The 24,908-nt window shown below is 61.2% G+C and carries 20 protein-coding genes and 1 pseudogene; 7 read left to right on the top strand and 14 right to left on the bottom strand.

The genetic code is table 11. The features are described 5' to 3' along the window. Positions 1-139: 139 nt before the first annotated feature. Positions 140-238: pseudogene (locus IB248_RS31690) on the top strand (antirestriction protein); the annotation flags it as partial. Between the two features lie 227 nt (positions 239-465). Here the strand turns inward: IB248_RS31690 and IB248_RS12485 are convergent. Next, complete coding sequence (locus tag IB248_RS12485) at positions 466-2,163, bottom strand: type IV secretory system conjugative DNA transfer family protein (RefSeq protein WP_192240938.1); 1,698 nt, start codon at positions 2,161-2,163, stop codon at positions 466-468. Then, positions 2,160-2,465: a mobilization protein gene (locus IB248_RS12490; RefSeq protein ID WP_192240939.1), complete on the bottom strand. Its 306-nt coding sequence runs from the start codon at positions 2,463-2,465 to the stop codon at positions 2,160-2,162. Before IB248_RS12490 ends, IB248_RS12485 begins: the two co-directional genes overlap by 4 nt. 282 nt (positions 2,466-2,747) lie before the next feature. Here IB248_RS12490 and traA point away from each other — a divergent pair, with 282 nt between their 5' ends. Then, the gene (traA, locus tag IB248_RS12495; RefSeq protein WP_192240940.1) at positions 2,748-6,005 is read left to right on the top strand and encodes a Ti-type conjugative transfer relaxase TraA; all 3,258 of its coding nucleotides are present in this window, start codon (positions 2,748-2,750) and stop codon (positions 6,003-6,005) included. A gap of 116 nt (positions 6,006-6,121) precedes the next feature. After that, positions 6,122-7,105, top strand: a complete 984-nt coding sequence (locus tag IB248_RS12500; RefSeq protein WP_192240941.1) for a substrate-binding domain-containing protein — start codon at positions 6,122-6,124, stop codon at positions 7,103-7,105. Positions 7,106-7,157: 52 nt separating this feature from the next. On the opposite strand, the gene IB248_RS12505 is transcribed toward IB248_RS12500, so the two are convergent. The 8 genes from IB248_RS12505 to IB248_RS12540 form a co-directional block, all read right to left on the bottom strand. Next, positions 7,158-7,682, bottom strand: coding sequence for a hypothetical protein (locus IB248_RS12505; RefSeq protein WP_192240942.1), 525 nt, complete (start codon positions 7,680-7,682; stop codon positions 7,158-7,160). Between the two features lie 101 nt (positions 7,683-7,783). Next, complete coding sequence (gene lpdA / locus IB248_RS12510) at positions 7,784-9,181, bottom strand: dihydrolipoyl dehydrogenase (RefSeq protein WP_192240943.1); 1,398 nt, start codon at positions 9,179-9,181, stop codon at positions 7,784-7,786. Between the two features lie 5 nt (positions 9,182-9,186). After that, a complete protein-coding gene (locus IB248_RS12515; RefSeq protein WP_018857996.1) occupies positions 9,187-10,443 on the bottom strand; it encodes a dihydrolipoamide acetyltransferase family protein in 1,257 nt (418 codons plus the stop codon). Positions 10,444-10,446: 3 nt separating this feature from the next. Beyond that, on the bottom strand, positions 10,447-11,460 hold the full coding sequence (locus IB248_RS12520) for an alpha-ketoacid dehydrogenase subunit beta (protein ID WP_192240944.1): 1,014 nt from the start codon (positions 11,458-11,460) through the stop codon (positions 10,447-10,449). A 1-nt stretch (position 11,461) separates the two neighbouring features. Then, positions 11,462-12,694, bottom strand: coding sequence for a thiamine pyrophosphate-dependent enzyme (locus IB248_RS12525; RefSeq protein ID WP_018857998.1), 1,233 nt, complete (start codon positions 12,692-12,694; stop codon positions 11,462-11,464). 68 nt (positions 12,695-12,762) lie between these two features. Next, on the bottom strand, positions 12,763-13,890 hold the full coding sequence (locus tag IB248_RS12530) for an acyl-CoA dehydrogenase family protein (RefSeq protein WP_018857999.1): 1,128 nt from the start codon (positions 13,888-13,890) through the stop codon (positions 12,763-12,765). Positions 13,891-13,912: 22 nt separating this feature from the next. Beyond that, positions 13,913-15,100, bottom strand: a complete 1,188-nt coding sequence (locus IB248_RS12535; protein WP_169683320.1) for an acetyl-CoA C-acyltransferase — start codon at positions 15,098-15,100, stop codon at positions 13,913-13,915. Between the two features lie 25 nt (positions 15,101-15,125). Continuing rightward, positions 15,126-15,893, bottom strand: a complete 768-nt coding sequence (locus IB248_RS12540; protein WP_192240945.1) for a 3-hydroxyacyl-CoA dehydrogenase — start codon at positions 15,891-15,893, stop codon at positions 15,126-15,128. A 153-nt stretch (positions 15,894-16,046) separates the two neighbouring features. On the opposite strand from IB248_RS12540, the gene IB248_RS12545 reads away from it, so the two are divergent. Continuing rightward, entirely contained in the window at positions 16,047-17,150 is a 1,104-nt protein-coding gene (locus tag IB248_RS12545; protein WP_348648597.1) for an AraC family transcriptional regulator, read from the top strand. Between the two features lie 187 nt (positions 17,151-17,337). After that, positions 17,338-18,192, top strand: coding sequence for a xanthine dehydrogenase accessory protein XdhC (gene xdhC / locus IB248_RS12550; protein WP_192240946.1), 855 nt, complete (start codon positions 17,338-17,340; stop codon positions 18,190-18,192). 393 nt (positions 18,193-18,585) lie between these two features. Here xdhC and IB248_RS12555 read toward each other — a convergent pair whose 3' ends face one another. Then, the gene (locus IB248_RS12555; RefSeq protein ID WP_192240947.1) at positions 18,586-19,551 is read right to left on the bottom strand and encodes a trypsin-like peptidase domain-containing protein; all 966 of its coding nucleotides are present in this window, start codon (positions 19,549-19,551) and stop codon (positions 18,586-18,588) included. 277 nt (positions 19,552-19,828) lie between these two features. Between IB248_RS12555 and IB248_RS12560 the strand changes: the two genes are divergently transcribed. Further along, positions 19,829-20,605, top strand: coding sequence for a DUF1194 domain-containing protein (locus IB248_RS12560; protein WP_018858005.1), 777 nt, complete (start codon positions 19,829-19,831; stop codon positions 20,603-20,605). Between the two features lie 22 nt (positions 20,606-20,627). On the opposite strand, the gene IB248_RS12565 is transcribed toward IB248_RS12560, so the two are convergent. Continuing rightward, positions 20,628-22,043, bottom strand: a complete 1,416-nt coding sequence (locus IB248_RS12565; RefSeq protein WP_192240948.1) for a PLP-dependent aminotransferase family protein — start codon at positions 22,041-22,043, stop codon at positions 20,628-20,630. Positions 22,044-22,130: 87 nt separating this feature from the next. Here IB248_RS12565 and IB248_RS12570 point away from each other — a divergent pair, with 87 nt between their 5' ends. Then, positions 22,131-22,994 (top strand): DMT family transporter, encoded by an 864-nt coding sequence (locus IB248_RS12570; protein ID WP_018858007.1) that lies wholly within the window; start codon positions 22,131-22,133, stop codon positions 22,992-22,994. A gap of 28 nt (positions 22,995-23,022) precedes the next feature. On the opposite strand, the gene IB248_RS12575 is transcribed toward IB248_RS12570, so the two are convergent. Continuing rightward, positions 23,023-24,366 (bottom strand): GAF domain-containing protein, encoded by a 1,344-nt coding sequence (locus IB248_RS12575; protein WP_192240949.1) that lies wholly within the window; start codon positions 24,364-24,366, stop codon positions 23,023-23,025. Continuing rightward, entirely contained in the window at positions 24,363-24,836 is a 474-nt protein-coding gene (locus tag IB248_RS12580; protein ID WP_156828764.1) for a pyridoxamine 5'-phosphate oxidase family protein, read from the bottom strand. The genes IB248_RS12575 and IB248_RS12580 overlap by 4 nt, the downstream gene beginning before the upstream one ends. Positions 24,837-24,908 lie beyond the last annotated feature (72 nt).

The following is a 24,908-nucleotide window of genomic DNA, read 5'->3' on the forward strand; positions in this document are numbered from 1 at the left end:
CGATGCGAGCGTTCTCGCCTGGCTCGACACGCTCTGAAATAATGCGGAGGAATGTGGTCAGAAACCCTGGCCTTCAGCCAATCTGGTCGCATTCCTTCACATTATGGGCTGCTGCGGATAACTGACACTGCTTAGCGGTGACAGGCGCGCGATCTTCACGGCCGCTTCACAGGCGCAGCGTGCCGTCGATTACCTGCACCATTTGCAACCACGGTTCGCAGACGAGGGGGCGGCGTGAGCCGCCCTTTCACGCCTGAGGATGCCGAATGGAAAGCAGGACCCCGCCCAATCCGAGCGGGGTCCTTCCCATTTACTTGTTCAGTGCGTTCTTTGGTCAGCGCAAGATTTCCAGGACTTCTGATTAAATTCGCGGGCGATGACCGCTGCTCGCGGCTTGGCCAAGATACTGACGTCTCGGACTTGGAGTGTAACGAAGAAATGGTGCGCTGGAGAGCACCCGGCATCTCAAGTTTGCGGCCCTTCGAACAGTCCCGCAAATTCAGGGTCCGCGTAGTATCTGAGCTTTCCGGCAGCGATCGGCCGTTGTCCGGCGATGAACAGGATCTCGACACTGGCGGGCAGGTTGCGGACCTCATCGGGTGTCAGAAGCGGGCGTGCGACATGCTGCTCGGCAAATGAGAGACCGGTCTTTTCGGAATCGAGTGCGCGCGCAAGTGTATTGAACACGACAGTCTCCTCACCGAGCAGATCGGAGACCAGCCGGGCACTGTCATGATCATTGACCCCGAAGACCTGCAACACGCCGGCATTCGATAAGAACGTGCCGGCGCGCTGGCCATAGGTGGCGCGTAGCTGATGAATGTCCTGGACGATTGGCCAGAGCTGCACGCCATACCCTGCCATCAGCCCCATGGCCCGTTCGATCGGTGCCAGATGGCCAAGGGCTGCAAACTCGTCGAGAAGATATAGGACGGGTGGCGCCGATGAAACTGACGCCGATGAACGTGACGAAGGTGGCGTGCGCGCCATCTCGATCAGGCTCTGGGAGATCACCAGGCGCAGCCAGCGCGAATAGGCCGCAAGCCTGTCCGGCGGCAACACCAGAAAGACGGTTGCCTTTTCTGACTTCAGATCGCCAAACCGGAAATCCGAGCGCGATAGCACGTTGGTCATGCGCGGGCTGTCGAGGAAATGCGTGTGCCGCTGGGCGGCCGAAAGCACGCCGCTTGCCTCGCGATCGGACTTGCCAAGATGCCGGTTGGCCGCACGCGCGATCAGCCCATTGACCGCATCACTGTCCTGCATCTCGTCGAGCAGGATGCGGAACGCGTCTGGTGCCAGCGTCAGCATGTGCCTCAGCATCGTCAGCGTGCGCCTGTCGTCGGGCTGGGTTGCAACGACATGGAGGAGCAGTCCCGCAATCAGGGCCTTGGCTTCCTCGTTCCAGTGAGCGTCGCCCGCAAGGCCTGGCTCGTCGAACACGAGCGCATCGGCAAGCGTGGCCGCGTCCTCGGCGACATCGATACTGTCAGCGTCAAAGCCGCTGAGAGGATTGAAGGCAGCCGATGGCTTGCCGGTAATGCCGAACGGATCGAGGATATGGACCGGTCCGAAGCGGAGCCGTGCATCGCCCGCTACCCTTGCATTCTCGCCTTTCGGATCGACGCAGATGATCGAACGATCTGCCGTCAACAGGTTCGGGATGATCGTCCCGACACCTTTGCCACTGCGGGTCGGTGCCATCGTGATGAGATGGGCCGGTCCGTCATAGCGAAGAAGCCGGCCCGAGCCAGGCGCGCGGCCGATCAGCAGGCCATCAGGTGATCGCGTCAGCGGTTTGATTTCCGTTTTGCTGGCCAGGCGCGCCGAACCATGCGTGTCGTCACTTGCCATTCCAAAATGCGTGATCAGGGGAGCCGACAGCATCCGCAGGAGCAACGCCAGAGCAAACAGGAAAAACAGGCAGTTGCCGACAAGGACGAGGATGCCTCCTTCGCTGCTGCCGGGAAGGCGCCAGGTCAGATAGTCGATCCCGATTGAGACGATCAGGATGATCGATACATAGCTCATCGCATGCATGGCGAACGACTTCGCGTACCGGAACGGAAACGTGATCATTGCAACGATCGCCCATAACGGGTCGCGCGCCGCCATGCGCATCATGTTTGCCACAGCGCGTTTGACGAGAGCAAACTGGGTCATTGGCCGACCTCCCTGTCAACGGTCTGGGTGCCCGAGGTCGGCGTCTGCACCGTTAGCAGGTCGTCAAACAGTTGCCGGTCGGCGTCCCGGACCAGGAACTTCGGCAGTTCGGATCTGAGCCACGTGGCGAGCCCTCCCGATATCTGCACATCACGGTTGGTCAGCCGATGCAGGATGAGGGCGCCGATCAGCACCTTGCGCCGGGTGTCGATGCTGCGCTCCTGCTTGCTGAGGCGGATCTGCAGTGTCTTTCGCTGCGCTTCCAGCTGCGCCAGCCGTTCGCCGATCGATTTGCGTGCCACGTCTGCTGTCTCCCCTTTGAACGTTGTTGAAGCGCATGTCCGGCAAGGTGTCGTCCGCGATGAATGCGCGGCCATGAGGCTCACCGAACCCTTGCATTCCGGCAACTCGCAAATCTGCGGGTAGATGCATGCAAGTGGCAGCGGAGACACTGGTCGCGGGCATCGCCTGCATGCTCCCACCAGGGCCGGAGGAGGCAAGCCGACGAGGGCACAAGGGCGCACTTACGAGTTGCGGGGCAACTCAGTGCGCGGGCCGGCAGACCCCGCGGGAAAAGGAGGACTATGGCGATCTACCATCTCAGCATGAAGGCTATCGCTCGCAGTGGCGGGCGCAGTGCTGTCGCCTCCGCCGCCTATCGTGCCGCGGCGCGGCTCACCAATGAGCGCGACGGGATGACCCATGACTTCACCAACAAAAAGGGTGTGGAGCATGCCGAGATCGTATTGCCCGCTGAAGTGTCGGCTGATTGGGCAATGAAGCGATCGGTCTTGTGGAACGCCGCCGAGCGTGCGGAGAAGCGAAGCGACGCGCGTATCGCTCGGGAATTCGAGATCGCGCTGCCGCACGAGCTCAATCCAGATCAGCGCGTGGCTTTGACCCGTGCGCTCGCCCAGCATCTCGCCAATCGCTATAGCGCGGCCGTCGATTTCGCAATCCATCAGCCCGACGTCAAAAGCGATCTGCGCAACTGCCACGCGCATCTGATGATGACGACCCGAGAGGTGAAAGAGTGTGGCCTTGGCGATAAGACGCTGCTTGAGCGAGAGAACCGATGGCTTCTCGCCAACCATATGCTCCCGTCGCAGTTGCAGCTGCAGGAGCTCCGGCAAGCCTGGGAGCACCTCGCCAATCGGCATCTTGCGAAAGCAAGCGTCGATGTTCGCATTGACCACCGCTCGCACCTGGAGGCTGGGCTGACGATCGAGCCGACCGAACATGTCGGTGTTCACGCGACCCAGATAGATCGCCAAGGTGGGCAAGTCTCGCGTGCCCGCATCGCTCCGCAATCGGCCGATCGAAATGCAGAAACCATTCGCCGGCGTCCCGAAGAGATTCTGAAGCTTATCACCAACGAGAAGAGTGTCTTCAACCGTTACGACATTGCCCGGGCCCTGCACCGCTACATCAATGATGATCCGCAGACATTCCAGAATGCCTTTGCATCAGTCATGTCGTCCAAGGCACTGGTCGAACTGAAACCTGAAACAGCGGATCGCGGCGGCAGCGGAGAGGCACGCTATTCGACGATGGAGATGGTTGCGGTCGAGGGTGCGATGGCAACCTCGGTGGTGGCAATGAAAGGACGTCAAAAGCACTGGGTCTCGAAGCGGCACGTTGAAAAAGCGATTTTCGATCAGGACCGGCTGATCAAGGCGAGCGGTGCATCATCGGGGCAGGGCCTGTCGGGCGAACAGCGTCGTGCGATCGAACATGTCACCGCGCCTGGTCAGATCGCAGTGGTGCTCGGCATGGCCGGTGCTGGCAAGAGCACGATGCTGGCAGCCGCTCGGCAGGCCTGGGAGGCTCAGGGCTATCGTGTTCACGGGGCAGCGCTTGCCGGCAAGGCGGCGGAAGGATTGGAGGAATCGTCAGGCATAGTGAGCCGTACTCTTGCGTCCTGGGAATACAGTTGGCAGGCCGGTCGCAGTCGCCCCAAATCGAGGGATGTGTTCGTCATCGACGAAGCCGGAATGATTGGAAGCCGGCAGCTTGCGCGCTTCGTCGAGGAGATCAGAGAGGCTGGAGCAAAACTCGTCCTTGTCGGAGACCATGAACAGCTCCAGGCGATTGGAGCAGGAGCGCCGTTTCGAGCAATCGCAAAAGTGGTCGGACATGCGCAGCTTTCTGAAGTTCGCAGGCAAAGATCGGATTGGCAAAAGCGGGCCTCAATCGACTTTGCCTCTCACCGGACCGCTGCTGGGCTGTCAGCCTACAACGCACACGGAAATCTTCATCTCAAGGCAAGCCGCGAGGATGCTTTGAAGGCGATCATTGCGGATTATGTTGCTGACCGATCGGCAAACCCTGATGCTACACGCATTGCGATGGCGCACAGTCGCAAGGACGTGGCTTCGATCAATGCTGGAATACGGGCAGCATTACAGGAGCGTGGTGGCCTTGCGAAAGGCGCTAAAGGATCGGACGTTCAGGGTCATGAACTCACTTACAGGACGAACAACGGGATACGCGCCTTCGCCCGGTGCGATCGGATTGTTTTTCTGGAAAATGATCGCGACCTCGGCGTCAAGAACGGCATGTTGGGTGAAGTGATATGTGTCGCGCCGGACGCAATACAAGTCCGGCTTGATGGAAGCGCACAGGCGGCAAATGGCCAACGCTGCGTGACCATGCCGGTGAATAGTTATCAGGCGTTTGATCACGGCTACGCGACAACAATCCACAAGACCCAAGGGTCGACGGTGGATTGCAGTTTCGTTCTGGCATCGAGGACCATGGACCGACATCTGGCCTACGTCGCAATGACCCGTCATCGTGAGAAGGCGCAGCTTTATGCGGGGTTGGACGAGTTCAAGACGGTGCGGTCCTTGAGTGAGACACTCAGCAGGTCAGGGGCCAAGGAGACCACGCTCGACTATGCCCCATCGGTTGCCGGCCGACGCGGCATAGGTGATCACCATGGCAAGGGCGGTGAGGCCGAGAAGGAGGAGCGGTCCGTTCCGGCTGGGCACACTGTCGCGCCCACGCACGAAACGCCGTCGCTGACTGGTCATAATGTGTGTGAAGGCGGCGTCCGCCCTGAGAGGCTTGACCACGGTCATGATCGTCCGGTGCTAATCCCGGCAATCGCGAAGTATGAGAACAGCGTGGATGACGTCGCACGCTTGAAAGCGATGCCGGTATTTGAACGCGATTGGGAATCTGCGAAGTTGCTTGCCCGAGGGATATACTCCAACGCACATGCCGTCATTGACGGGTTGCGGGGCCGCATTGTCGAAGGAAACGTAGACCCTGCTGAACTCGGGAAACAGCTTCGCTCCACACCGGAGACACTCGGCACTCTCGTCGGAAGGACAGGAACATTCGGAGAGAACGCCGAGCGCCGACAGGCACTTGGCCTCGTCAACGCGCTTGCGTTTCGTGTCGAACAATCCGGAAAGACTTGGCAACGCCGTTTTAAGGCGGAATGCAGCTCCGAGCAATGGAGGCGAGAAAAGGAGGATGTGATCGACGTGCCTGGTCTCAGCAACCATGCCGAGGCGCTGCTTCGGAAGCTCGATGATTTGCCTTACGCGGAAAAGGGGGCGTTCGTTGCACAGCTAAAGGCAACGATCGAGGGCTCCAAGGCGCTCGACGAGGCAACTGAGACGGCGAGTGCGATCGAAAAACGCTTCGGCCGCGCCAATCCGTCGGATCTTGCGGAGCAGCTGAGGCGGGCTGGGCTCAATCAGACTGGCGATATCGAGCGCATCCGCGACGTCGTACGCCTCGCCGATCGTAGCCATCGGGCCGAACTCACTCAGCAGAGTGAGATGAAGCGCTCGCTTTCACGGAGGAAGGGGTTGCGATTGGGGATGTAGCGTCGACAATGCCGAACGCGCTGGCTGTCACCAGATGTTCATGGCGGAAGGCAAAAACTCGACTTGTGCGCCGTTCAGCAATGTGCAGACTTCATGTGGGTGGGGGACGGGAACGCGTGTCGGAGAAGGTGTTCGTAAGTGCGCAGGAAGTCGCTGATAGAGCGGGCGTTTCGCGATCTGCTGTGTCGCGGACGTTTACGCCAGGTGCCAGCGTCTCACCCGAGACCCGGCGACGGGTGCTCGAGGCAGCCGAAACGCTCGGCTATCACGTAAATGCTCTTGCCCGCGGTCTCATGCGCAATGAAAGCGGCATTGTTTGCCTCATCGTGTCCGACGTGGCGACACCCAATCGTTCTGCTTTGCTACGCGAACTGACAATGTTGCTGCAGAATGCCGGCAAGGTGGCGATGTTGATCAACACGGACCGCTCGGACGGCAGCGTGGACCAAGCCCTTCGCCAAGCGATCCGCTATCGAGCAGATGCTTCGATCATCCTGTCCGGAATGCCGGACAAATCCATCGCACAACTCTGTCTGCGAAGCGGACAGCGGCTTGTCCTCATCAATCGCGATGACGAACAGCCCGGTCCATTGCGGATCAATCTTGATGATCGCGAGGCGGCCGGTCAGGTGGTGACGGCCTTCGTCAGAGCTGGATGCCGGAAGCTGGCTTTTGCCAACTCGGAAGCCGGAACACCAAGCTTGATGGCTCGTGAGCGGGGATTCGTCGCGGCGGCGAATGCGCTCGGAATGGAGGTTTCTGTCGAGCGTCATGGGTGGACGGGTTACGATGCGGGAAAACTCCTCGCACAGCGAATGTTGACGCGCCCGGAGCGCCCGGATGCCGTCTTCTGCGCGACCGACCTCCTCGCATGCGGGTTCATGGACGCCGCCCGCCACCAGTTTTCGATATCGGTGCCAGACCAGCTGTGCATTGCAGGCTTTGACAATATCGAGCAGGCCTCATGGTCCTCGTATGACCTGACGACCTTCGCCCAGCCGGTTTCAGCGATAGCTTCCAAGGCTATCGACTGGCTCTCGCATTCGCAGCCGGACAATGATGGCGCCGTCCACGAGCAGTCGATCAGACTTCATGCCTAACTGGTTTGGCGCGGCTCGATTCGAGGCGGCTAAGTCGATCTGCCCGGCCGCGTTATTTCCATTCCCAGAACAGAGCAGATGCAAAAGGTCTGCGCAGCACCAAACTGTCCGTTCGAGCCGTCTGCTCGTAGGATGTGGCTTCCGCCTCCCCATTTAATCCAACAAAGTGCATCCGGGTGGACGCCGTCTTTGGTTGTCCCTTCCGACGGTAGTCAAAATGCACCGCACAGGTCGGGTACTGCCAATTATCGGTTAGAAGCTCGGCGAACTGTTTGGCATTCTGCTCGCGCCCCTGTCCGGTGAAGGCCAGAAACTGGCCAAGATTGAAGAACCCGCTGAACAGCGCATAGGCGCTTTCCTGCTGCATCCGGACAGCTTGCCCCGTCGTAAAGTCGCGTCGATAGGAGACGCCTTCCGTTTGCCCCTTCGCTTTTTTTGCGGAGTAGCTGACAAGGTTCTTTTGGGCTAACAGTTCCATCGTCAGCGCGTAGCTCTGATAGCTCTCCGCGTTGGTGTGCAGGTCATCGATCCTGGCTTTCAGGTCAACGATGTAGTCTCGATACAATGCGGCGGCCATCTCAACTGCTCCGGTGACGGTGGAGCGCGCTTGCTATCAGATTGTGCGGCGTGGCCAAACCGATATCGCGCCTCCCAAGCCGTTCCTGCGGAAAAATCGTATCAGATGTGCAGCGCGTGCCCCAACGCCTTCAGTGCTGCTTCCTGCACGGCCTCGCTCCGTGTCGGATGCGCGTGGATCGTGCCCGCGAGGTCCTCCAGCCGTGCGCCCATCTCGATTGCCAGCGCAAAGCTCGCCGACAGTTCTGAGACACCCGCACCGACGGCCTGCAGGCCAAGAAGGAGACCGGTATCCGCACGCGCCACGACCCGCACGAAGCCTTCCTCAGACACCATCGTCATTGCGCGGCCGTTTGCGCTGAACGGGAATTGACCGACCCGGATCGCGTAGCCTTGGACGCGCGCCTCCTCCGGCGAAAGTCCTGCCGTTACGATTTCCGGATCGGTAAAGCAGATCGCCGGGATGCAACGCTTGTCCCAGGCACGCTGCTTGCCGGCAACGATCTCCGCAACCATTTCTCCCTGCGCCATGGCGCGATGGGCCAGCATTGGCTCGCCGGTAATATCACCGATCGCATAGACGCCCCGCATCGAGGTGCGGCAGCGATCGTCGATACGCAGATATGGTCCTGTACGATCGAGATCGAGCTCTTCGATACCCGATCCCGATACTTTGGGGCGGCGACCCACGGTCACCAGCACGCGGTCGGCGGGAAGCAGTTGTTGCTGGCCGTCCGACGTCTCGACGGCCAGCGCATTGCCGTCGTCCGAAAGGCCCTTCGCTTTTGCGCCTGTCAGGACCCGAAGGCCAAGTTCGCCAAGCCGTCGTGCAACCGGCCGCACGAGATCGGCATCATATTGCGGCAGTATCTGCTCCATCGCCTCGACGACCGTTACCTCCGACCCCAGCTTCGCAAATGCCGTACCGAGTTCGAGGCCGATATAGCCACCACCCACGACGACAAGTTTCTTCGGCAATTCGGCCAGCGAGAGCGCCTCCGTGGACGAGATGACCCGACCCCTGAACGGCAGGGCTGCGAGTTCCACAGGTTCGGAACCCGTAGCAATCACCACCGTCTCGGCACGAACGACCTGCGTGCCGACCTCGGTTTCGACCTCCACGGTTTTGCCGTCGCGGAAGGCCGCGCGGCCGTGAACGATTTTGACCCTGGCCTTCTGCAGCAGGGCGGAGACGCCTCCATTCAGTCTACCGACGATCCCATCCTTCCAGGCGATGGTTCTTGCAAGGTCGATCGAAGCAGCCTCGACACGAATGCCCATTGCGTTCTTGCCAGCAAGCATCTGTCTTGTGGCTCCGAACTCCTCGGCCGCATGGATGAGCGCCTTTGACGGAATACATCCGACATTCAGGCAGGTGCCGCCGGGCTTGCCCGCCTCGACGATGACGGTATCGAGGCCGAGTTGTCCGGCCCTGATGGCGCAGACATAGCCGCCCGGCCCGGCGCCGATGACGAGAAGCTTGCAGACGATCTCTTTCATGGATGTTAGCCTTCGATGAAGATAAGGGCGGGCGTCTCGAGAAGGACCCGAACACGTTGGACGAAGGTGGCGGCATCCCATCCGTCGATGATGCGGTGGTCGAAACTGGAGGAGAGATTCATCATCTTGCGCGGCACGAATTGGGTGCCGTCCCAGGCCGGGCGCACAGCGATCTTGTTCACGCCAACGATCGCGACCTCCGGGTGGTTGATGACAGGCGTCGAGACGATGCCGCCAAGCGCCCCAAGCGAGCTGATGGTGATGGTCGAACCGCTTAATTCATCGCGGGTTGCGGTGCCCGCGCGCGCAGCATCCGCCAGGCGGCCCATTTCGGTCGCGCAATCCCAGATGCCACGCGCCTCCGCGTTCTTGACAACAGGGACGACAAGCCCGGCGGGCGTCTGCGCGGCAATGCCGATATGGACACCGCCATGCCGGGTGAGGATGCCCTTGTCGTCGTCGAAGGTCGCGTTCACGTTCGGTTGTTCGGCGACAGCCCTCACGATTGCCCGCATCAGGAACGGCAGGACAGTGAGCTTCGGCTGTTCCGGCTTGCGGTCGCGGTTCATGGTGGCCCGCAATTCCTCCAGCGCCGTCATGTCGACTTCCTCGACATAGGTGATGTGGGGAATGCGAGAGGTCGATAACGACATCTTTTCGGCGATGCGGCGCCTGAGGCCGGTGAGCTTGATCTCCTCGGTCGACGTCCGTTTGGCGATCGTTACCGGTTGGGACGGCACTTCGCCGCGCGCGATAAATAGCTCGACATCCTCGCGAAGAATGCGGCCGGCGGGTCCCGATCCCTTGAGTTGGCGCAGGTCAACGCCGCTTTCCCTTGCAAAGAGCCGCACGGATGGTGATGCCAGCGGCTTTTCTGTCGGCGCCGGAGCCTCGGGGCGAAGCACAATCGCGGCCTTGGTGACCGGCCGGGTGTCCGGATCGACGGCAGGGGGTGGACTGTCGGCAGCTTTCGCCGGTGCCTCGGCAGGAGGTGCCTTCACGTCGCCCGTCGTCTCGCCATCGCCAGTCTCGATCCTGACAAGCGGGGCCTTGACGGCGATCTTGTCGCCAACTTCAGCGCCCAACCAGACGACGGTCCCCGTAACGGGCGAAGGGATCTCGACCGTCGCCTTGTCGGTCATGACGGCGGCGATGACCATATCCTCCTTGACCGGGTCGCCCGCCTTGACGTGCCATTCAACAAGCTCGGCTTCCGCCACACCTTCGCCGACATCGGGCATCTTGATCGTGAATTCGCCCATGTGTCAGGCCTCCATGACTTCGGCAAGCGCCCGTCCAACCCGTCCGGGGCCGGGGAAGTAGTCCCATTCCTGCGCATGCGGATAGGGCGTATCCCAGCCGGCAACGCGCATGACCGGCGCTTCGAGATGGTAGAAGCAGTGCTCCTGCACGAGAGATGCGATCTCTGCGCCAAACCCTGACGTCAGGGTCGCCTCATGGACAACGACGCAGCGCCCGGTCTTGTTGACGGACTGCACGATGCTATCGAGGTCGAGCGGCAAGAGGCTGCGCAGATCGATCACCTCGGCATCGATGCCCGTGTCTTCGGCGGCGGCAAGCGCCACGTGCACCATCGTGCCGTAGGCGATGACCGTCACGGCTGAGCCCGAGCGCCGGATGTCGGCCTTGCCGATCGGGATCGAGTAATGGCCCTCGGGCACCTCTCCGAGGTCGTGCTTCGACCATGGCGTGACCGGACGCTCGTGGTGGCCATCAAATGGCCCGTTGTAGAGCCGCTTCGGTTCCAGGAACATCACCGGATCCGGATCCTCGATCGAGGAAATGAGCAGCCCCTTCGCGTCATAGGGATTGGAGGGTACGACGACCTTCAAGCCGCAGACATGTGTGAACAATGCTTCCGGGCTCTGGCTGTGAGTCTGGCCGCCGAAAATGCCGCCGCCAGTGGGCATTCGCAACACGATCGGACATGTGAAATCGCCATTCGAGCGATAGCGGATGCGAGCGGCCTCCTGGGTGATCTGATCGTAGGCCGGATACATGTAGTCCGCGAACTGGATCTCGACACAGGGCTTGAGACCATAGGCCGCCATGCCGATCGCGGTGCCGACAATGCCGGACTCGCTGATCGGCGCGTCGAAGCATCTTGTCTTGCCGTACTTCGCCTGCAGTCCTTGGGTACAACGAAACACGCCGCCGAAATATCCGACGTCCTCGCCGAACACCACCACGTTGTCGTCGCGGGCCATCGAAACGTCCATGGCGCTGCGCACCGCTTCAATCATCGTCATCCTGGCCATGTCAGAAACCTGCCTTCTGCCGCTGGCGACGAATGTGTGGCGGCATTTCCGCGTAGACGCCTTCGAAAATGTCTCGCACCGAGGGCTTGCCCCCTGCATGCAGCGTGCCGTGGTGCTCGGCCTGCTTCTGGGCTTCAATCACCTCATCCATGATTTCCGCTTCGGCCTGGACATGCCGCTCTTCCGACCATGCGCCCCTGATGATCAGGTGCTTTTTCAAGCGGAGCACCGGATCGCCCAGTGGCCAGGCTTCGGACTCCGTCTTTGGCCGATAGGCGCTCGGATCATCAGAGGTCGAATGGGCGCCAACACGGTAGGTGACATATTCGATCAGGGTAGGTCCGAGGTTTCGCCGTGCCCGCTCGGTTGCCCAACGTGCGACGGCGTAGACCGCGAGATAGTCGTTGCCATCGACGCGCAGGGCCGGAATGCCGAAACCAAGTCCGCGCGCTGCAAACGTGCCGGAGCCGCCGCGGGCGATCCCCTGGAATGTCGAAATCGCCCACTGATTGTTGACGATATTGAGGATGACCGGGGCTTTGTAGGTAGAGGCAAACACGAGAGCGGAATGAAAATCAGACTCCGCCGTCGAGCCGTCACCGATCCAGGCAGCCGCGATCCTGCTGTCGTTCTTGATGGCTGACGCCATGGCCCAGCCGACCGCCTGGACATATTGGGTGGCGAGGTTGCCCGAGATGGTGAAAAAGCCGTGTTCCTTCGACGAATACATGATCGGCAGCTGGCGCCCTCGCAACGGATCGCTTTCGTTCGAGAAGATCTGGTTCATCATCTCGACCATCGGATAATCGTCGGCGATCAGGAGACCTGCCTGGCGGTAGGTCGGGAAGTTCATGTCGCCCTTGCGAAGCGCCTTACGGAAGGCGCAACTGACGGCTTCCTCGCCGAGATGCTGCATGTAGAAGGACGTCTTGCCCTGTCGCTGTGCCATGAGCATGCGAGCATCGAAAGCGCGAAGCTTCATCATGTTGCGCAGGCCGATCAGCAACTCTTCGTCGGAGAGCATGCCCGACCATGGGCCGACAGCCTCTCCCTCGCGGTTGAGGACACGAATGATCGAGTAGGCGAGGTCGCGGATCTCTTCCGGCGCAACGTCGACCTCGGGGCGCGGCACCACGCCTGCCTTGGCTATCTTCACGTTGGAGAAGTCGGGTAGGCCGCCCGGCCGGACGGCAGGTTCCGGCACATGAAGGCTCAGTTGAGCTGTGTCCGTCATATCGTAATTTCCCTCCCAACTGCGGTGCTCGCTTCTCTCCTCAAAGAGGAACGCCGCAGTTCTTGTTCTTATAGATTGCGCGCGATCACCATTCTCTGCACGTCGCTTGTGCCTTCATAAATCTGGCAGATGCGCACATCCCGATAGATGCGCTCGACCGGATAGTCCGCCATATAACCGTAGCCCCCATGGATTTGGATCGCATCCGAACAGACCCGCTCTGCCATCTCGGACGCGAAGAGCTTGGCCATCGATGCTTCGGAGAGGCACGGCAGGCCATTGTCGCGCAGCGCCGCAGCGTGAAAGACGAGTTGGCGCGCCGCTTCGATCTGGGTCGCCATATCGGCGAGGCGAAAGGCGACCGCCTGGTGCTCTATGATCGCCTTGCCGAAAGCCGTGCGTTCGCGTGCATAGTCGCGCGCTGCCTCAAAAGCGGCGCGTGCCATGCCGACAGCCTGAGCGCCGATGCCGATCCGACCGCCTTCGAGATTTGCCAGCGCGATCCGGTAGCCTTCGCCCTCCGCACCCAACCGCAATTCGGCCGGGATGCGCATGCTGCTGAAGGCGATCTGACAGGTGTCGGTCGAATGCAGGCCAAGCTTTTCCTCGACGCGGACGACTTCGTAGCCCGGCGTGTCGGTCGGTACGATGAAGGCGGTAATCCCCTTCTTGCCGGCATCCGGATCGGTCACCGCAAAAACGATGATCATCTGACCGTTCTTGCCCGACGTGATGAATTGCTTGGCGCCGTCGAGCACGTAGTGATCGCCATCGAGGCGCGCGCGGCTGCGCAGGTTGGACGCTTCCGAACCTGCTTGCGGCTCCGTCAGCGCAAAGCCGCCAATCCATTCGCCGCTGGCAAGCTTCGGCAGGAAACGCTGCTTTTGCTCCTCGGTGCCGAACTTCAGGATCGGCACGCATGCGACCGAACTGTGGACGCTCATGATGGTCGAGCATGGCCCGTCGCCTGCAGCGATCTCCTCGAGAGCTGCTGCATAAGCGAGCGTTCCGGTATTGGAGCCGCCATATTCCTCGGGAACCAGCATGCCAAGCAGACCGAGTTCGCCCATCTCGCTCAGCTCTTCGCGCGGAAACCTGTGTTCCCGGTCACGTGCTGCCGCACCAGGGGCAAGTTGCTCGCGGGCAAAATCGCGTGCCAGATCGCGAATTTGCTGCTGGAGATCGGAAAGAACCATGCTTGCCTCCTTGCTGTCCGCTCTAGTGCCGCTCGATGGCCACGGCGGTCGCTTCGCCGCCGCCAATGCACAGAGCTGCCATCCCGCGCTTCAGGTCGTAGCGTTTGAGGGCGGCAAGCAACGTGACCAGGATACGCGCGCCGGATGCGCCGATCGGGTGGCCAAGAGCGCAGGCTCCGCCGTGCACGTTAACCTTTTCCTCTGGTAGCCTGAGGTCGCGCATCGCAGCCATGGCGACAACCGCAAAGGCCTCGTTGATCTCGAAGAGATCGACGGTCTCGAGCGGCCAGCCGGTGCGATCGGAGAGCTTCTGCAAGGCGCCGATCGGAGCCGTAGCAAAGAGATTGGGCGCCTGCGAGTGCGTGGCGTGTCCAGTAATGGTCGCGAGCGGTGCCAGTCCTTTGCGCTCGGCCTCGGAACGACGCATCAGCACGAGGGCGGCCGCACCGTCGGAAATCGAGCTGGAATTGGCAGCTGTCACGGTCCCGCCGTCACGAAAGGCAGGCTTGAGGAGCGGGATCTTGTCGATCTTCGCCTTGCCCGGCTGCTCGTCCCGGCTGACCGTTTGTTCGCTCTTTCCCGCAGCGATCGTGACTGGCGTGATCTCGGCCTCGAAGCAGCCGGTGTGGATCGCCTCTTGCGCTCGGGTCAATGATGTCACCGCATAATGGTCCTGCGCCTCGCGCGTGAACTGGTAAGCTTCGGCGCAGTCCTCGGCGAAGGTGCCCATCAAACGTCCCTTGTCATAAGCATCCTCCAGCCCGTCGAGGAACATATGATCGATGACGCGTCCGTGGCCGAGCCTGTAACCGCCACGGGCACGATCGAGAAGATAGGGCGCGTTGGTCATGCTTTCCATGCCGCCGGCGACGCCGATCGTGGCGCTGCCCGCTGCCAGGAGATCATGTGTCAACATGACGGCTTTCATGCCGGAGCCACACATCTTGTTGACGGTGGTTGCACCGGTCGAGAAAGGCAGGCCCGCGCCGATCGCCGCCTGCCGGGCAGGCGCCTGGCCGAGGCCGGCCGGGAGCACGCAGCCGAAGACGACCTCGTCGACGGCATCCAGCTCCACACGGCTTCGTTGAAGTGCCGCGCGGATCGCGGTGGCACCGAGGTCGGGCGCCGTTGCCCCTTTGAGTTCGCCTTGGAAGCCGCCGATCGGCGTGCGCGCCGTTCCGACAATGACGACAGGGTCCTGCAAAGCCATGTTCAAGTCTCCGGGTCAAAACGCGCTAGCGCGCGCTCATGCGCAATGCGCCGTCGAGGCGAATGACCTCGCCGTTCAGCATGCCGTTTTCACATATATGGCGCACCAGCGCCGCAAATTCCGCAGGCCTTCCGAGGCGCGGCGGGAAGGGCACGCTCTTGCCGAGCGCTTCCTGCACCTCATGTGGCATGCCGGCCATCATCGGCGTCTCGAAGATGCCCGGGGCGATCGACACGACCCGAATTCCATGGCGGGCAAGCTCGCGTGCAATCGGAAGCGTCATCGAGGCAATGCCACCCTTGGACGCTGCGTATGCGGCCTGTCCAACCTGTCCATCGAAGGCCGCGATCGATGCGGTGTTGACGATGACGCCGCGCTCCCCCTCAGCGTCCGGGTCCTGCTGCTGCATGGCAGATGCCGCCAATCGGATCATATTGAACGTGCCAACGAGGTTGATGGTGATCGTGCGCACGAAGCTGTCGAGGTCGTGGGGGCCGTTGCGACCGATGATCTTCTCGCCCGGCGCCACGCCGGCGCAGTTCACCAGCCCGCTCAGGCCGCCAAAGGCCTCCATCGCAGCGGCTACGACAGCTGCACCATCCCCGGCGCTCGTCACATCGGCCTTGACGTATCTTGCGTCCACCCCGAGTTCCGCGGCGATCGCTTCGCCGGCAGTCTCGTTGAGGTCGGCGATGATGACGCGCGCGCCGTTCTCAGCCAGCATGCGCGCCGTGGCAGCGCCCAGGCCAGAACCTCCACCGGTAACGATAAAGCTTCCTTCACGGATCAGCATCGGTTTGCTCCCATCACCTTGCGATCGTCTGCCCGGACTGTGACACCTCCCCGGCCCAGCCCAAGCTGACGGATTCTATTCCGTCGCCATATTGCAAGCGATGACAAAAATGCTGCATTGTTTCGGACAGTTTTGCCATAGGTGGAGAAGCTGGTGGCTGACATTGAGAGACGCATGATCGCGCGCGGCTTCGTCGAGGAGGCGCTTGACAGCTTGCGCCGAACAGGGCGGCCGACAGCGCCAATTCTTGTGTCGCTGGGGCTGCCCGAGGTTATCGATGAGCCCGTATCCGCCGAGAGCTATGGCGCTCTCTGGCTTGCGATTGCCAAGGAGCTCGATGACGAGTTTTTCGGGATGGGCGGGCGTCCGATGCGCAGCGGCAGCTTTACGCTGCTTTGCCATTGTGTCCTGCACGCGCCGACGCTCGGCCATGCGCTGCGACGGGCACTGCGTTTCCTCGACGTGGTGCTGGACGATCCGCGTGGCAAGCTTGTTGTCAGAGACGGGCTTGCCCAGATCGAACTAACGGATGCCTGTGAAGCACGGTCGGCCTTCGCCTATCGCACCTACTGGATCCTTATCCATGGGATAACCTGCTGGCTGGTCGGCAGACGCATTCCGATTCGGCTTGTCGATTTCCGTTGCGCCGAGCCGACGCAGGGGGCTGACTATCGGCTCTTCTTCGGAGCGCCCGTCAGGTTTGGACAACCAACCAGTCGCCTCGGTTTCGACAGCGCAATGCTGGATTTGCCGGTCACCCGCACGGAACAGGCGCTGAAGCAGTTTCTGCGGGGCGCACCGGCCAATATCCTCGTGCGCTATCGCTACGATGCGGGGCTCGCCTCCAGCGTCAGGCGGCGCTTGGACAAGGTGCCTCCGGCCGCATGGAAGACATTCTCGGATCTCGCTGTTGAAATGCGGATACCGCCCTCAACCTTGCGTCACCGCTTGCGTGACGAAGGCCAGAGTTACGCCGGCATCAAGGATGACATACGCCGCGATCTTGCCGTCGATCTGCTGCTCAACACGTCGAAGACAACAGGTGATATCGCCGCCCAGCTTGGCTATTCGGAGCCCAGCGCCTTCTTCCGAGCCTTCCGCAAATGGATGTCGAAAAGCCCCGACGCGTTCCGGCGCGAGGGCAGTGGCGCGGCCGGGCAGGACGGGCGCAGCTCGCGGACGATGCGTCACGTCTTCCCGGATCTAGCCCTGAACGTTTCAAAGTCCGTCACTCGGCGCATGAAAATACCCGGCTGACGATGGTATTTAAACGGCGCACCATTGCCGTGCCGAGTACGAGGGGGCGTCGTCAGGGGAGGGCAGCCAGGGATATGGCGGCAGCGAGCATTGCGGACTATCATGTTCCTCCGTGCATCGGTGCTTCGGATGCCGGAACGTGTGCCATCGAGCGCATGCGTGTTCTTGAAAGGAAAGGTTGATCGGTATGCCTGCCGCTCGCGAGGATTTGCGGGACTTTTTGCGCGGAGAACCGGATTGCATACTCGTCGAAGTGACGGGAGCGGTTGGCTCGACGCCGCGCGATACCGATGCCTGGATGCTGGTGTCCAAGCGCCGTTCCTTTTCAACGATCGGCGGCGGCCAACTGGAATATATGGCGATCGACCAGGCACGACGGGCACTCCGCCAGTCCCAGTCGGTAGCGACGATGAGCATTCCTCTCGGGCCTGAGATCGGTCAATGCTGCGGTGGTCGCGTTGGCCTTTCCTTCACCGCAGTCACAAGCGAACTGGCCGATGAGTTGATTGCTCGGGCCGATGACGAGATTGCCCAACGGCCCCATGTCTATGTCTTTGGAGCCGGTCACGTTGGCGACGCATTGGCCCTTGCGCTGTCACTGGCGCCATTGCGCACAATACTGGTCGATACCCGTGAAGACGAGCTTGCCGCCTCGCGTGCTTCGGGGATCGAAACGTGCCTGACCGCAATGCCCGAGGCGATCGTGCGCAATGCACCGGCAGGAAGCGCGTTTGTCATCCTCACCCACGATCACGCGCTCGACTTTTTGATTGCCATGGAAGCACTGCGTCGGGACGATGCCGCCTATGTCGGGATGATCGGCTCGAAGACGAAGCGTGCGACCTTCAGGAATTGGTTATCACGCGAAGTGGGCAGGCCAGAGCTTCTTGATCGCCTCGTCTGCCCGATCGGCGGCACCGCCATAAAAGATAAGCGCCCCGCTGTCATCGCATTGCTGGCGGCTGCCGAGATTATGGTGGCGGTGCTATCTTTCGGCGCGGGGGCCATTAGCGGAAAGCACAAGCTCAAGGCTGACGAATGACCTTTCGACTCCCGCTCTCGAGGGAGCCGTCGGGTTCCTGACCGACCGTGATTTGTTACGATGTCACGATCGGTGGCTATCCGATGCCAAAGGGAGCTCTTGACAGAGGCGTATGAATTTCGCGCCTTCGATGCAATGTTGTTCTGCCTCGCGCGGCAAGCAGCCTATCCATTTCATGCCGGGAGCTGCCGAAACTGGTCAGCAGCCGCCGCGCTTCTCCCTTGTCGAGGCAATACTGTCTCTGCAACATGGCCGGTGAATACGATATCTCGCGTAACTCTTCTCTCATGACGTCTCCTTTCAACTAGGAAACAATCGCGGGCGCTCGGTCGTTCCTTCACTGCTTGAGACCGCGTGTAAGATTGGGCGAGGTCGAGGGCTACGGCCTGACGGCTAAGCCGACTTCGGTCGATGGGTCGGACGGACCGTGTGGCGTTCGATCCGCCCCGCGACTGAAAAGATCAGCACCTCGACGTCCATGTCGATCCTGTCGCCATCCATGAGCCTGACCACGTCGTCGATACCCGTGGTCGGGTGGCCATCGATCGCAAGCAGATAGTCACCTTCCCGAAGCCCGGCTCGCGCTGCGGGACTGTCAATTTCGACCCGGCGCAGTCGCACTGCCGTTGTCTGGACAAGCCCGGCTTCCAGGGCCACGCGGCGTTGCAGTTCCACGGTATCCGCCGCGATGCCGATGTAGGCGCGCCTCACATGGCCGAACCTCAAGAGTTCCGACACAACATGCTTGGCGGTGTTGGACGCGACGGAGAAGGCGATGCTTTGCGCACCTTGGATCACGGCCGTGTTGACGCCAATGACCTCGCCTGCCGAGGACACCAGCGGGCCTCCGGAATTTCCCGGATTGAGCGCCGCATCGGTCTGGATGATATCATCCATCAAGCGTCCGCTGGCGGCGCGCATCGATCGGCCGAGCGCGGATACGATGCCAGCCGTCACCGTCCACTCGAAACCGAGAGGATTGCCAATTGCGATTGCGATGTGGCCGCGCTTCAAGCTCTTAGAGTCCCCAAGCTTGGCCCAGGCGCCCGGCCAGTCGTTCGCTCGAATGAGAGCGAGGTCGCTGTCCGGATCCCGGCCCAGCACCTTGCCCTCGATCACAGCGCCATCTGGCGTTTTGATGCGAACGGTCTTTGCATCGTCGACGACATGGTTGTTCGTCACGACAAGACCATCGGGAGAGATCGCGAAGCCGGAACCGTGCCCGGTGCGGCCGCCCACCCTTTCAATGCGACTGACGGCGGGGCCGACGAGTTCGACCGCGTTCGATACAGAATGAGAATAGGCATCCAACAGGCTAGCGTCCTGAGACGGTTGGATGTCACGATCCAGGAATCCCATGAAAACTCCTCCGACGCGCAAGCGTCGCTTTGAGGAACGGCAGCGGCTGCAAAGGCGAGGGGCTGTCGGTTCGACAGGTTGAAATAGTGTCTATTCAGATGAGATTGCGCGCAACTTAAATCAAGGGGCGCCCAAGCTACTGTAGCGAGCACGTTCAGAGACGCCGGCATTGCGCCGACCCATCACTGAAATTTGACCCAGCGGATGCAAGGCAACGTCGCCTGCATATCAAGCTGTGCTACATTTTTGACTGCTTGGATAAAGGGATTGGAGTGCCATGTTTGCGACGCTCGCGATGCTGATCAGCCTCTCCGGTGCAACCCCCGTTGTGGCGGAACCCGGGGGAGGCGAGGTTGACGTGAAACTCGTCCTTGCTGTCGATACCTCTCGATCCATGGATCAGGAAGAGGCTCGCATCCAGCGCGAAGGCTATGTAGAGGCGCTCAAGCACAGAGAATTCATCGACGCGGTGACCGGGGGCCTCACAGGCCGCATTGCGATCAGTTACTTCGAATGGGCGGGCTATGTGGTGCCGGATTCCGTCATCGATTGGCATGTGATCGCGACGGAGCAGGACGCGATCGCCTTTGCCAACAAGCTCGAGCAGCGGCCGATCGCTACGCAGCGCCGCACGTCGATCTCCACCGCGATTGCGCAAGGGGCTGCGATGATCGTCTCCAGCCCCTACACCGGTATGCGACAGGTGATCGACGTCTCGGGAGACGGTACGAACAATTCCGGCAGTCCGGTTGCGCCAACGCGCGACAAGGCAGTGGAGACGGGCATGGTCATCAATGGACTTGCGCTCATGCTGCGCCCGTCCGGGGCTCCAGCCGGTCTCGACAGGTATTATGCGGATTGCGTGATCGGCGGCCCCGGTTCTTTCGTCTTGCCGGTCTACAAGATCGAGGATTTCGCCGTCGCGGTGCGGCGGAAACTTGTTCTTGAGGTCAGTGGTCTTCCTCCACCGCCGGCGACACAGCGGATCGCCGGCCAACCCGCGACCGACTGCATGATCGGCGAGCGGCAATGGCAGGACATGTTCGAGCGCTGATCGCGAGCCGGCTGCCGCCCGCTCAGCCCCTCAAAGTGTCGCGCAGCACATCGAAGACGCGGGCATCCAACGTCTGGGAAACATTGAAGCGCATAAAGTTCTGGGCTGACTGTGAAAGGCTGAACGCGTTTCCTGGGGCGAAGACAATTTTCCGTTCCAGGGCAGCGCGTGCAACATCGGCAGCGTTGATGTCTCCGGGCAACCGGCACCAAAGAAACATGCCTGCCGAGGGTTCCAGCCAGGGAACGATGCCGAGGTTCTTCAGCTTCGCCGAGACGTTAAACATCGCCTCCGAGAGCCGGCTGCGCAGAGCCTCGACATGCTTGCGGTAGCTGCCATCGCTGAGGACCTTATAAACAAGTTCGGACGAAAGCCGCCCGCCGCCGAATGTGGTGGCGATCTTGAGGTCGATCAGTGCGTCGACCCATTCCGGCTTTGCGGCGATGAAACCGCAGCGGGCCGAGGCCGACAGGGTTTTGGAGAAGCTTCCGATATGGATGACCCTGTCCAGGCCATCAAACGCCGCAAGACGGGGCGCCGGCGTGTGCTCGAAATCGGCGAAAATATCGTCCTCGACGATGGTGAGCTCGAATTGATCAGCGATCTTCAAGACCTTGTGGGCCGCAACAGGAGAAAGCGTCGCGCCTGTCGGGTTGTGGATTGCCGAGTTGGTGATGTAGAGGCGTGGTCGATGTTCAGCAACAACCTGGCTGAACAGTTCGATGTTCGGACCTGAGGGTGTATAGGGAACGCTGACGATCCTGGCACGATGGGCCCGCAGCAGCGCCTGGAAATTGAAGTAGCAGGGATCATCCACCAGCACGACGTCATCAGGTTCGAGAAGGAAACGGCAGAGGAGATCGATCGCCTGTGTGCCCGATTCCGTCAGCATGATCTGATCCGGGGAGGCCTCCACGCCTCGCTCCGCCATGCGTCGCGCAATGTGCTGGCGTAACGGCGGTAATCCGAGGGGCGAGCCGTAGTCGGCGAACGCCGTGTTGTCGGCACGCGACAGTGTTCGCAAGGCCCGTCGAATGCCGTTTTCCGGAAGCCAGGACGGTGGGAGCCAGCCGCAGCCTGGCTTCAGATCCCCGTCATCGGCTTCAAGCGACTGCCGGGAAACCCAGAACGGATCGACGGCTCGGTCCAGCTTGGGGCCGATGTCGGAGAGGGAAAATGGAGCGGCCTGGTTTGCGACGTAGAAACCGGAACCCGGTCGAGACAGGATCACGCCTTCGGCAACCAGGCGCTCATAGGCGTCGACGACGGTCGACGTGGACACGCCGGATGTTTTGGCCATTGCCCGAACGGATGGCAATTTCGCGCCTGGCGTCAGGTTGCGGCCGGCGATCCGTTGCCGGATCGTGGCCATGACCGTCGCCACCCGGCTGGTGTTGAGTTCCGTATTTAAATCCATCTGTACTGCTACCTCAGGCATAACAGTTTTCCTGAACTGTACCAGATTGTCGCTGGCGCTGCCATGGCTTTGGGCCGATAAGAACGGCATGTGAGAAAGGCAGTGTACATGGACCGCACCGCATCTGGGTGGCTTAACGGCCTTATTGGCGTAGTGATTTTCAGCGGCTCGCTACCCGCCACGCGTGTGGCGGTCATGCAGTTTGATCCGGTGTTTCTGACAGTGGCGCGAGCGGGAATTGCAGGAGCACTGGCGCTTTTGCTTTTGCTGCTGTTCAAGGAGAAGCGTCCGGCAAGAGACGATCTGATATCGCTGGTGGTGGTTGCCGCAGGCGTGGTGGTCGGCTTTCCATTGTTGACTGCGCTTGCCCTGCAGCATGTTACCTCGGCACATTCGGTGGTCTTTATCGGGCTCCTGCCACTTGCCACCGCCATCTTTGGCGTGATCCGCGGCGGGGAACGTCCGAAGTTGGCATTCTGGCTCTTTGCAGTGATGGGAAGTGCGCTGGTCTGCAGTTTCGCCGTGGCGCAGGGACTGAGTGCTGCGCCCCTCGGAGACGCCTTGATGATGGCGGCGATCGTCGTCTGCGGGCTTGGTTACGCCGAAGGGGCGAAGCTCTCGCGGAAACTCGGGGGATGGCAGGTCATTTCCTGGGCGCTCGTTCTGTCGCTGCCGCTGATGATCCTTGCGTCGATCTGGTTCATGCCAACAAGCTTCTCGGGCATCAATGCCCCTGCGTTGGCGGGCCTCGTCTATGTCTCTTTATTCAGCATGCTGATCGGCTTTGTTTTCTGGTATCGGGGCCTGGCACAAGGCGGAATCGCGAGCGTAGGTCAACTGCAATTGCTTCAGCCCTTCCTCGGCCTGACGCTTGCCGCAACGCTGCTGCATGAAACGGTGACCTGGACGATGTTTGCGGTAACCGCAGCGGTAATTGCCTGCGTGGCGGCTGCCCGCAAATTTGCCCGATAGCGCGGCGCCTCGTTGTCGGCAGCGTCTTTCAAGCGCCGTCGAACCTGAGTGCTCCTTCCGCTTCCAGACGAACGCGGCCCCTTCCGACCCTGACAATCCGGATTGGGGCCTGCTTCTCTTCGAGCCGCCGGCGCAGCAGCAACAGCCGGGTCTCGAGATTGTCCTTGATCTCCGGCATCCGGCCGCCAACGGCCAGCCGCATCTCCCTGTTGGTGAACTCGTTGCGGCCGTCGCTCAGGTGCCATTCGAGCATCAGACGAAGCAGCGTACCGGCAATGCCCTTCACGATATAGGTACCGTCGACGAACACGCTGTCGTCCACGCGATGATGGACAACGCGGATATCCCGGCCGCAGGCCGCAGGTTCGGACGCGAGCGCGGGTGCACCCTGCGTCGGCTCGGCCGACGCCGCCTCCCGTTCGCTCGCCCTCAAGGCGCTGGCGGCCTGTCCTGCCAGAATTTCAAGCGCGGCCTCATCTTCCTCGCGGAAGGCCAGCCGTTCCGTGCTTTCGACGAAAAGTACTCCGGTCACGGTGCCTCGAGCTGACATGGGTACGGCGATCTGGCTCATTACCATGGGCAATTGCGGAAAGGCGACGATACGCGTGGCGTTTTCCGATGCCTCTGCCTCCATACCGATCGCTTCCCCGAGCCGGCGCACGCGGCTCATGTCGCTGACCTTGATCGTTTGTCCGCTCGTTGCCGCCGCGCCGATCATCCCCTCGCTCCCGGCGATTTCCGATCCCAGTCCCGAACGGTCGTAGCCGAGGCTGCCGGTCGTGACCAGGCAGCCGCGATGGCTATCTTGGATGAGCACGACCGCATTTCGATATCCAAGAACGCGCTGAATGCCGGCGAGGAGGCTATCGATGATCTCGTCCGTTTCTCCCTGCCGTTCGATGGCCCGTATTGCGTCCGATAGAGCGGGAAGGCTGACGGGATCACGGCCTGTCGGGCTACGCGCGGTTTCCACCGGGGAGGGGACCTTCTCGATGCGGCGCACACGGAAGATATCCGCGCTCCGCAGCCGCATTACCTCCGACATGCCGACCTGCGCGCTGCTCGCCTTGAGCTGGAGCGCTATCTTGTCGAACAGCTGGCCGGCATCGACGGAGCGCACGAATCCGATGTCGAGCAGGAACTGGTCGCCCGTGAAGCCATCGACAAGGATCAGCGCGACCTGAGGGTTGGCGCGCACATTCGCCGCCGTCTTGGCAAAGAACTGATTGGAGAGGGCAACGTGGTCTTCATCGACCCGCACCACATGAGAAAGATAGGAGATGTTTGGCGTTCCGTCGGCCGCGGCAGTGGCGATGATGGAGGGAATGACGCCTTCGAAGCAGGCTGACAGGTCGCTGAGACGCAAGCTCATCTGGGCCTCGCGAAAGCCAGCATGCCGGCAAGCGGGCCGGGCGTCTGGATATATATTTCACTCACGGAAAGCCGAACGACCTTGGCCTCGCGAGCAGTAAGCCACGGCGTAATGATGCGCCCGGGCACTCCAAGGGCTTCAAGCTCGCCCGTGGCTGCCGCGATGAAGCGGTCAGCACAATCGATATCATGTGCCTCCGTGTCCCGCATCGAGGCGGCCCCCTTGAGCTGAAAGCTTACATAGTCAGATGGACTGACGAAGGTGGCGGCAATCCGGCCCGTCTGCCGGACGGAGGTTTCGAGCCGAGGCCATTGCCAGGACGAGAAGATGACGTCGATCGTCTCCCGGTCGTCGAAAATGTGGAAGCCGACTCCGCGTCCAGCCGATGGGTGCCCCGTTTCGTCGGCGGCGGCTATGATGCACATAAGTGGTCGCTTGAAGAAATCGAGAAGCTTGTCGTCGACCTGCACCGCCGCCCCCACTGCGTGTCCTAACCCTCTTTAGCATCCTTTTAGGATATTCGGCACGGTTTGCACATTCTT

Source organism: Rhizobium sp. RHZ01 (assembly GCF_014851595.1).
GTDB lineage: Bacteria > Pseudomonadota > Alphaproteobacteria > Rhizobiales > Rhizobiaceae > Rhizobium > Rhizobium altiplani.

Coding starts and splice junctions, on each gene's coding strand:
- IB248_RS12485 (WP_192240938.1), bottom strand. CDS start 2,163: ATGACCCAGTTTGCTCTCGTCAAACGCGCTGTGGCAAACATGATGCGC.
- traA (WP_192240940.1), top strand. CDS start 2,748: ATGGCGATCTACCATCTCAGCATGAAGGCTATCGCTCGCAGTGGCGGG.
- IB248_RS12505 (WP_192240942.1), bottom strand. CDS start 7,682: ATGGCCGCCGCATTGTATCGAGACTACATCGTTGACCTGAAAGCCAGG.
- lpdA (WP_192240943.1), bottom strand. CDS start 9,181: ATGAAAGAGATCGTCTGCAAGCTTCTCGTCATCGGCGCCGGGCCGGGC.
- IB248_RS12515 (WP_018857996.1), bottom strand. CDS start 10,443: ATGGGCGAATTCACGATCAAGATGCCCGATGTCGGCGAAGGTGTGGCG.
- IB248_RS12520 (WP_192240944.1), bottom strand. CDS start 11,460: ATGGCCAGGATGACGATGATTGAAGCGGTGCGCAGCGCCATGGACGTT.
- IB248_RS12525 (WP_018857998.1), bottom strand. CDS start 12,694: ATGACGGACACAGCTCAACTGAGCCTTCATGTGCCGGAACCTGCCGTC.
- IB248_RS12530 (WP_018857999.1), bottom strand. CDS start 13,890: ATGGTTCTTTCCGATCTCCAGCAGCAAATTCGCGATCTGGCACGCGAT.
- IB248_RS12535 (WP_169683320.1), bottom strand. CDS start 15,100: ATGGCTTTGCAGGACCCTGTCGTCATTGTCGGAACGGCGCGCACGCCG.
- IB248_RS12540 (WP_192240945.1), bottom strand. CDS start 15,893: ATGCTGATCCGTGAAGGAAGCTTTATCGTTACCGGTGGAGGTTCTGGC.
- xdhC (WP_192240946.1), top strand. CDS start 17,338: ATGCCTGCCGCTCGCGAGGATTTGCGGGACTTTTTGCGCGGAGAACCG.
- IB248_RS12555 (WP_192240947.1), bottom strand. CDS start 19,551: ATGGGATTCCTGGATCGTGACATCCAACCGTCTCAGGACGCTAGCCTG.
- IB248_RS12560 (WP_018858005.1), top strand. CDS start 19,829: ATGTTTGCGACGCTCGCGATGCTGATCAGCCTCTCCGGTGCAACCCCC.
- IB248_RS12565 (WP_192240948.1), bottom strand. CDS start 22,043: ATGCCTGAGGTAGCAGTACAGATGGATTTAAATACGGAACTCAACACC.
- IB248_RS12570 (WP_018858007.1), top strand. CDS start 22,131: ATGGACCGCACCGCATCTGGGTGGCTTAACGGCCTTATTGGCGTAGTG.
- IB248_RS12575 (WP_192240949.1), bottom strand. CDS start 24,366: ATGAGCTTGCGTCTCAGCGACCTGTCAGCCTGCTTCGAAGGCGTCATT.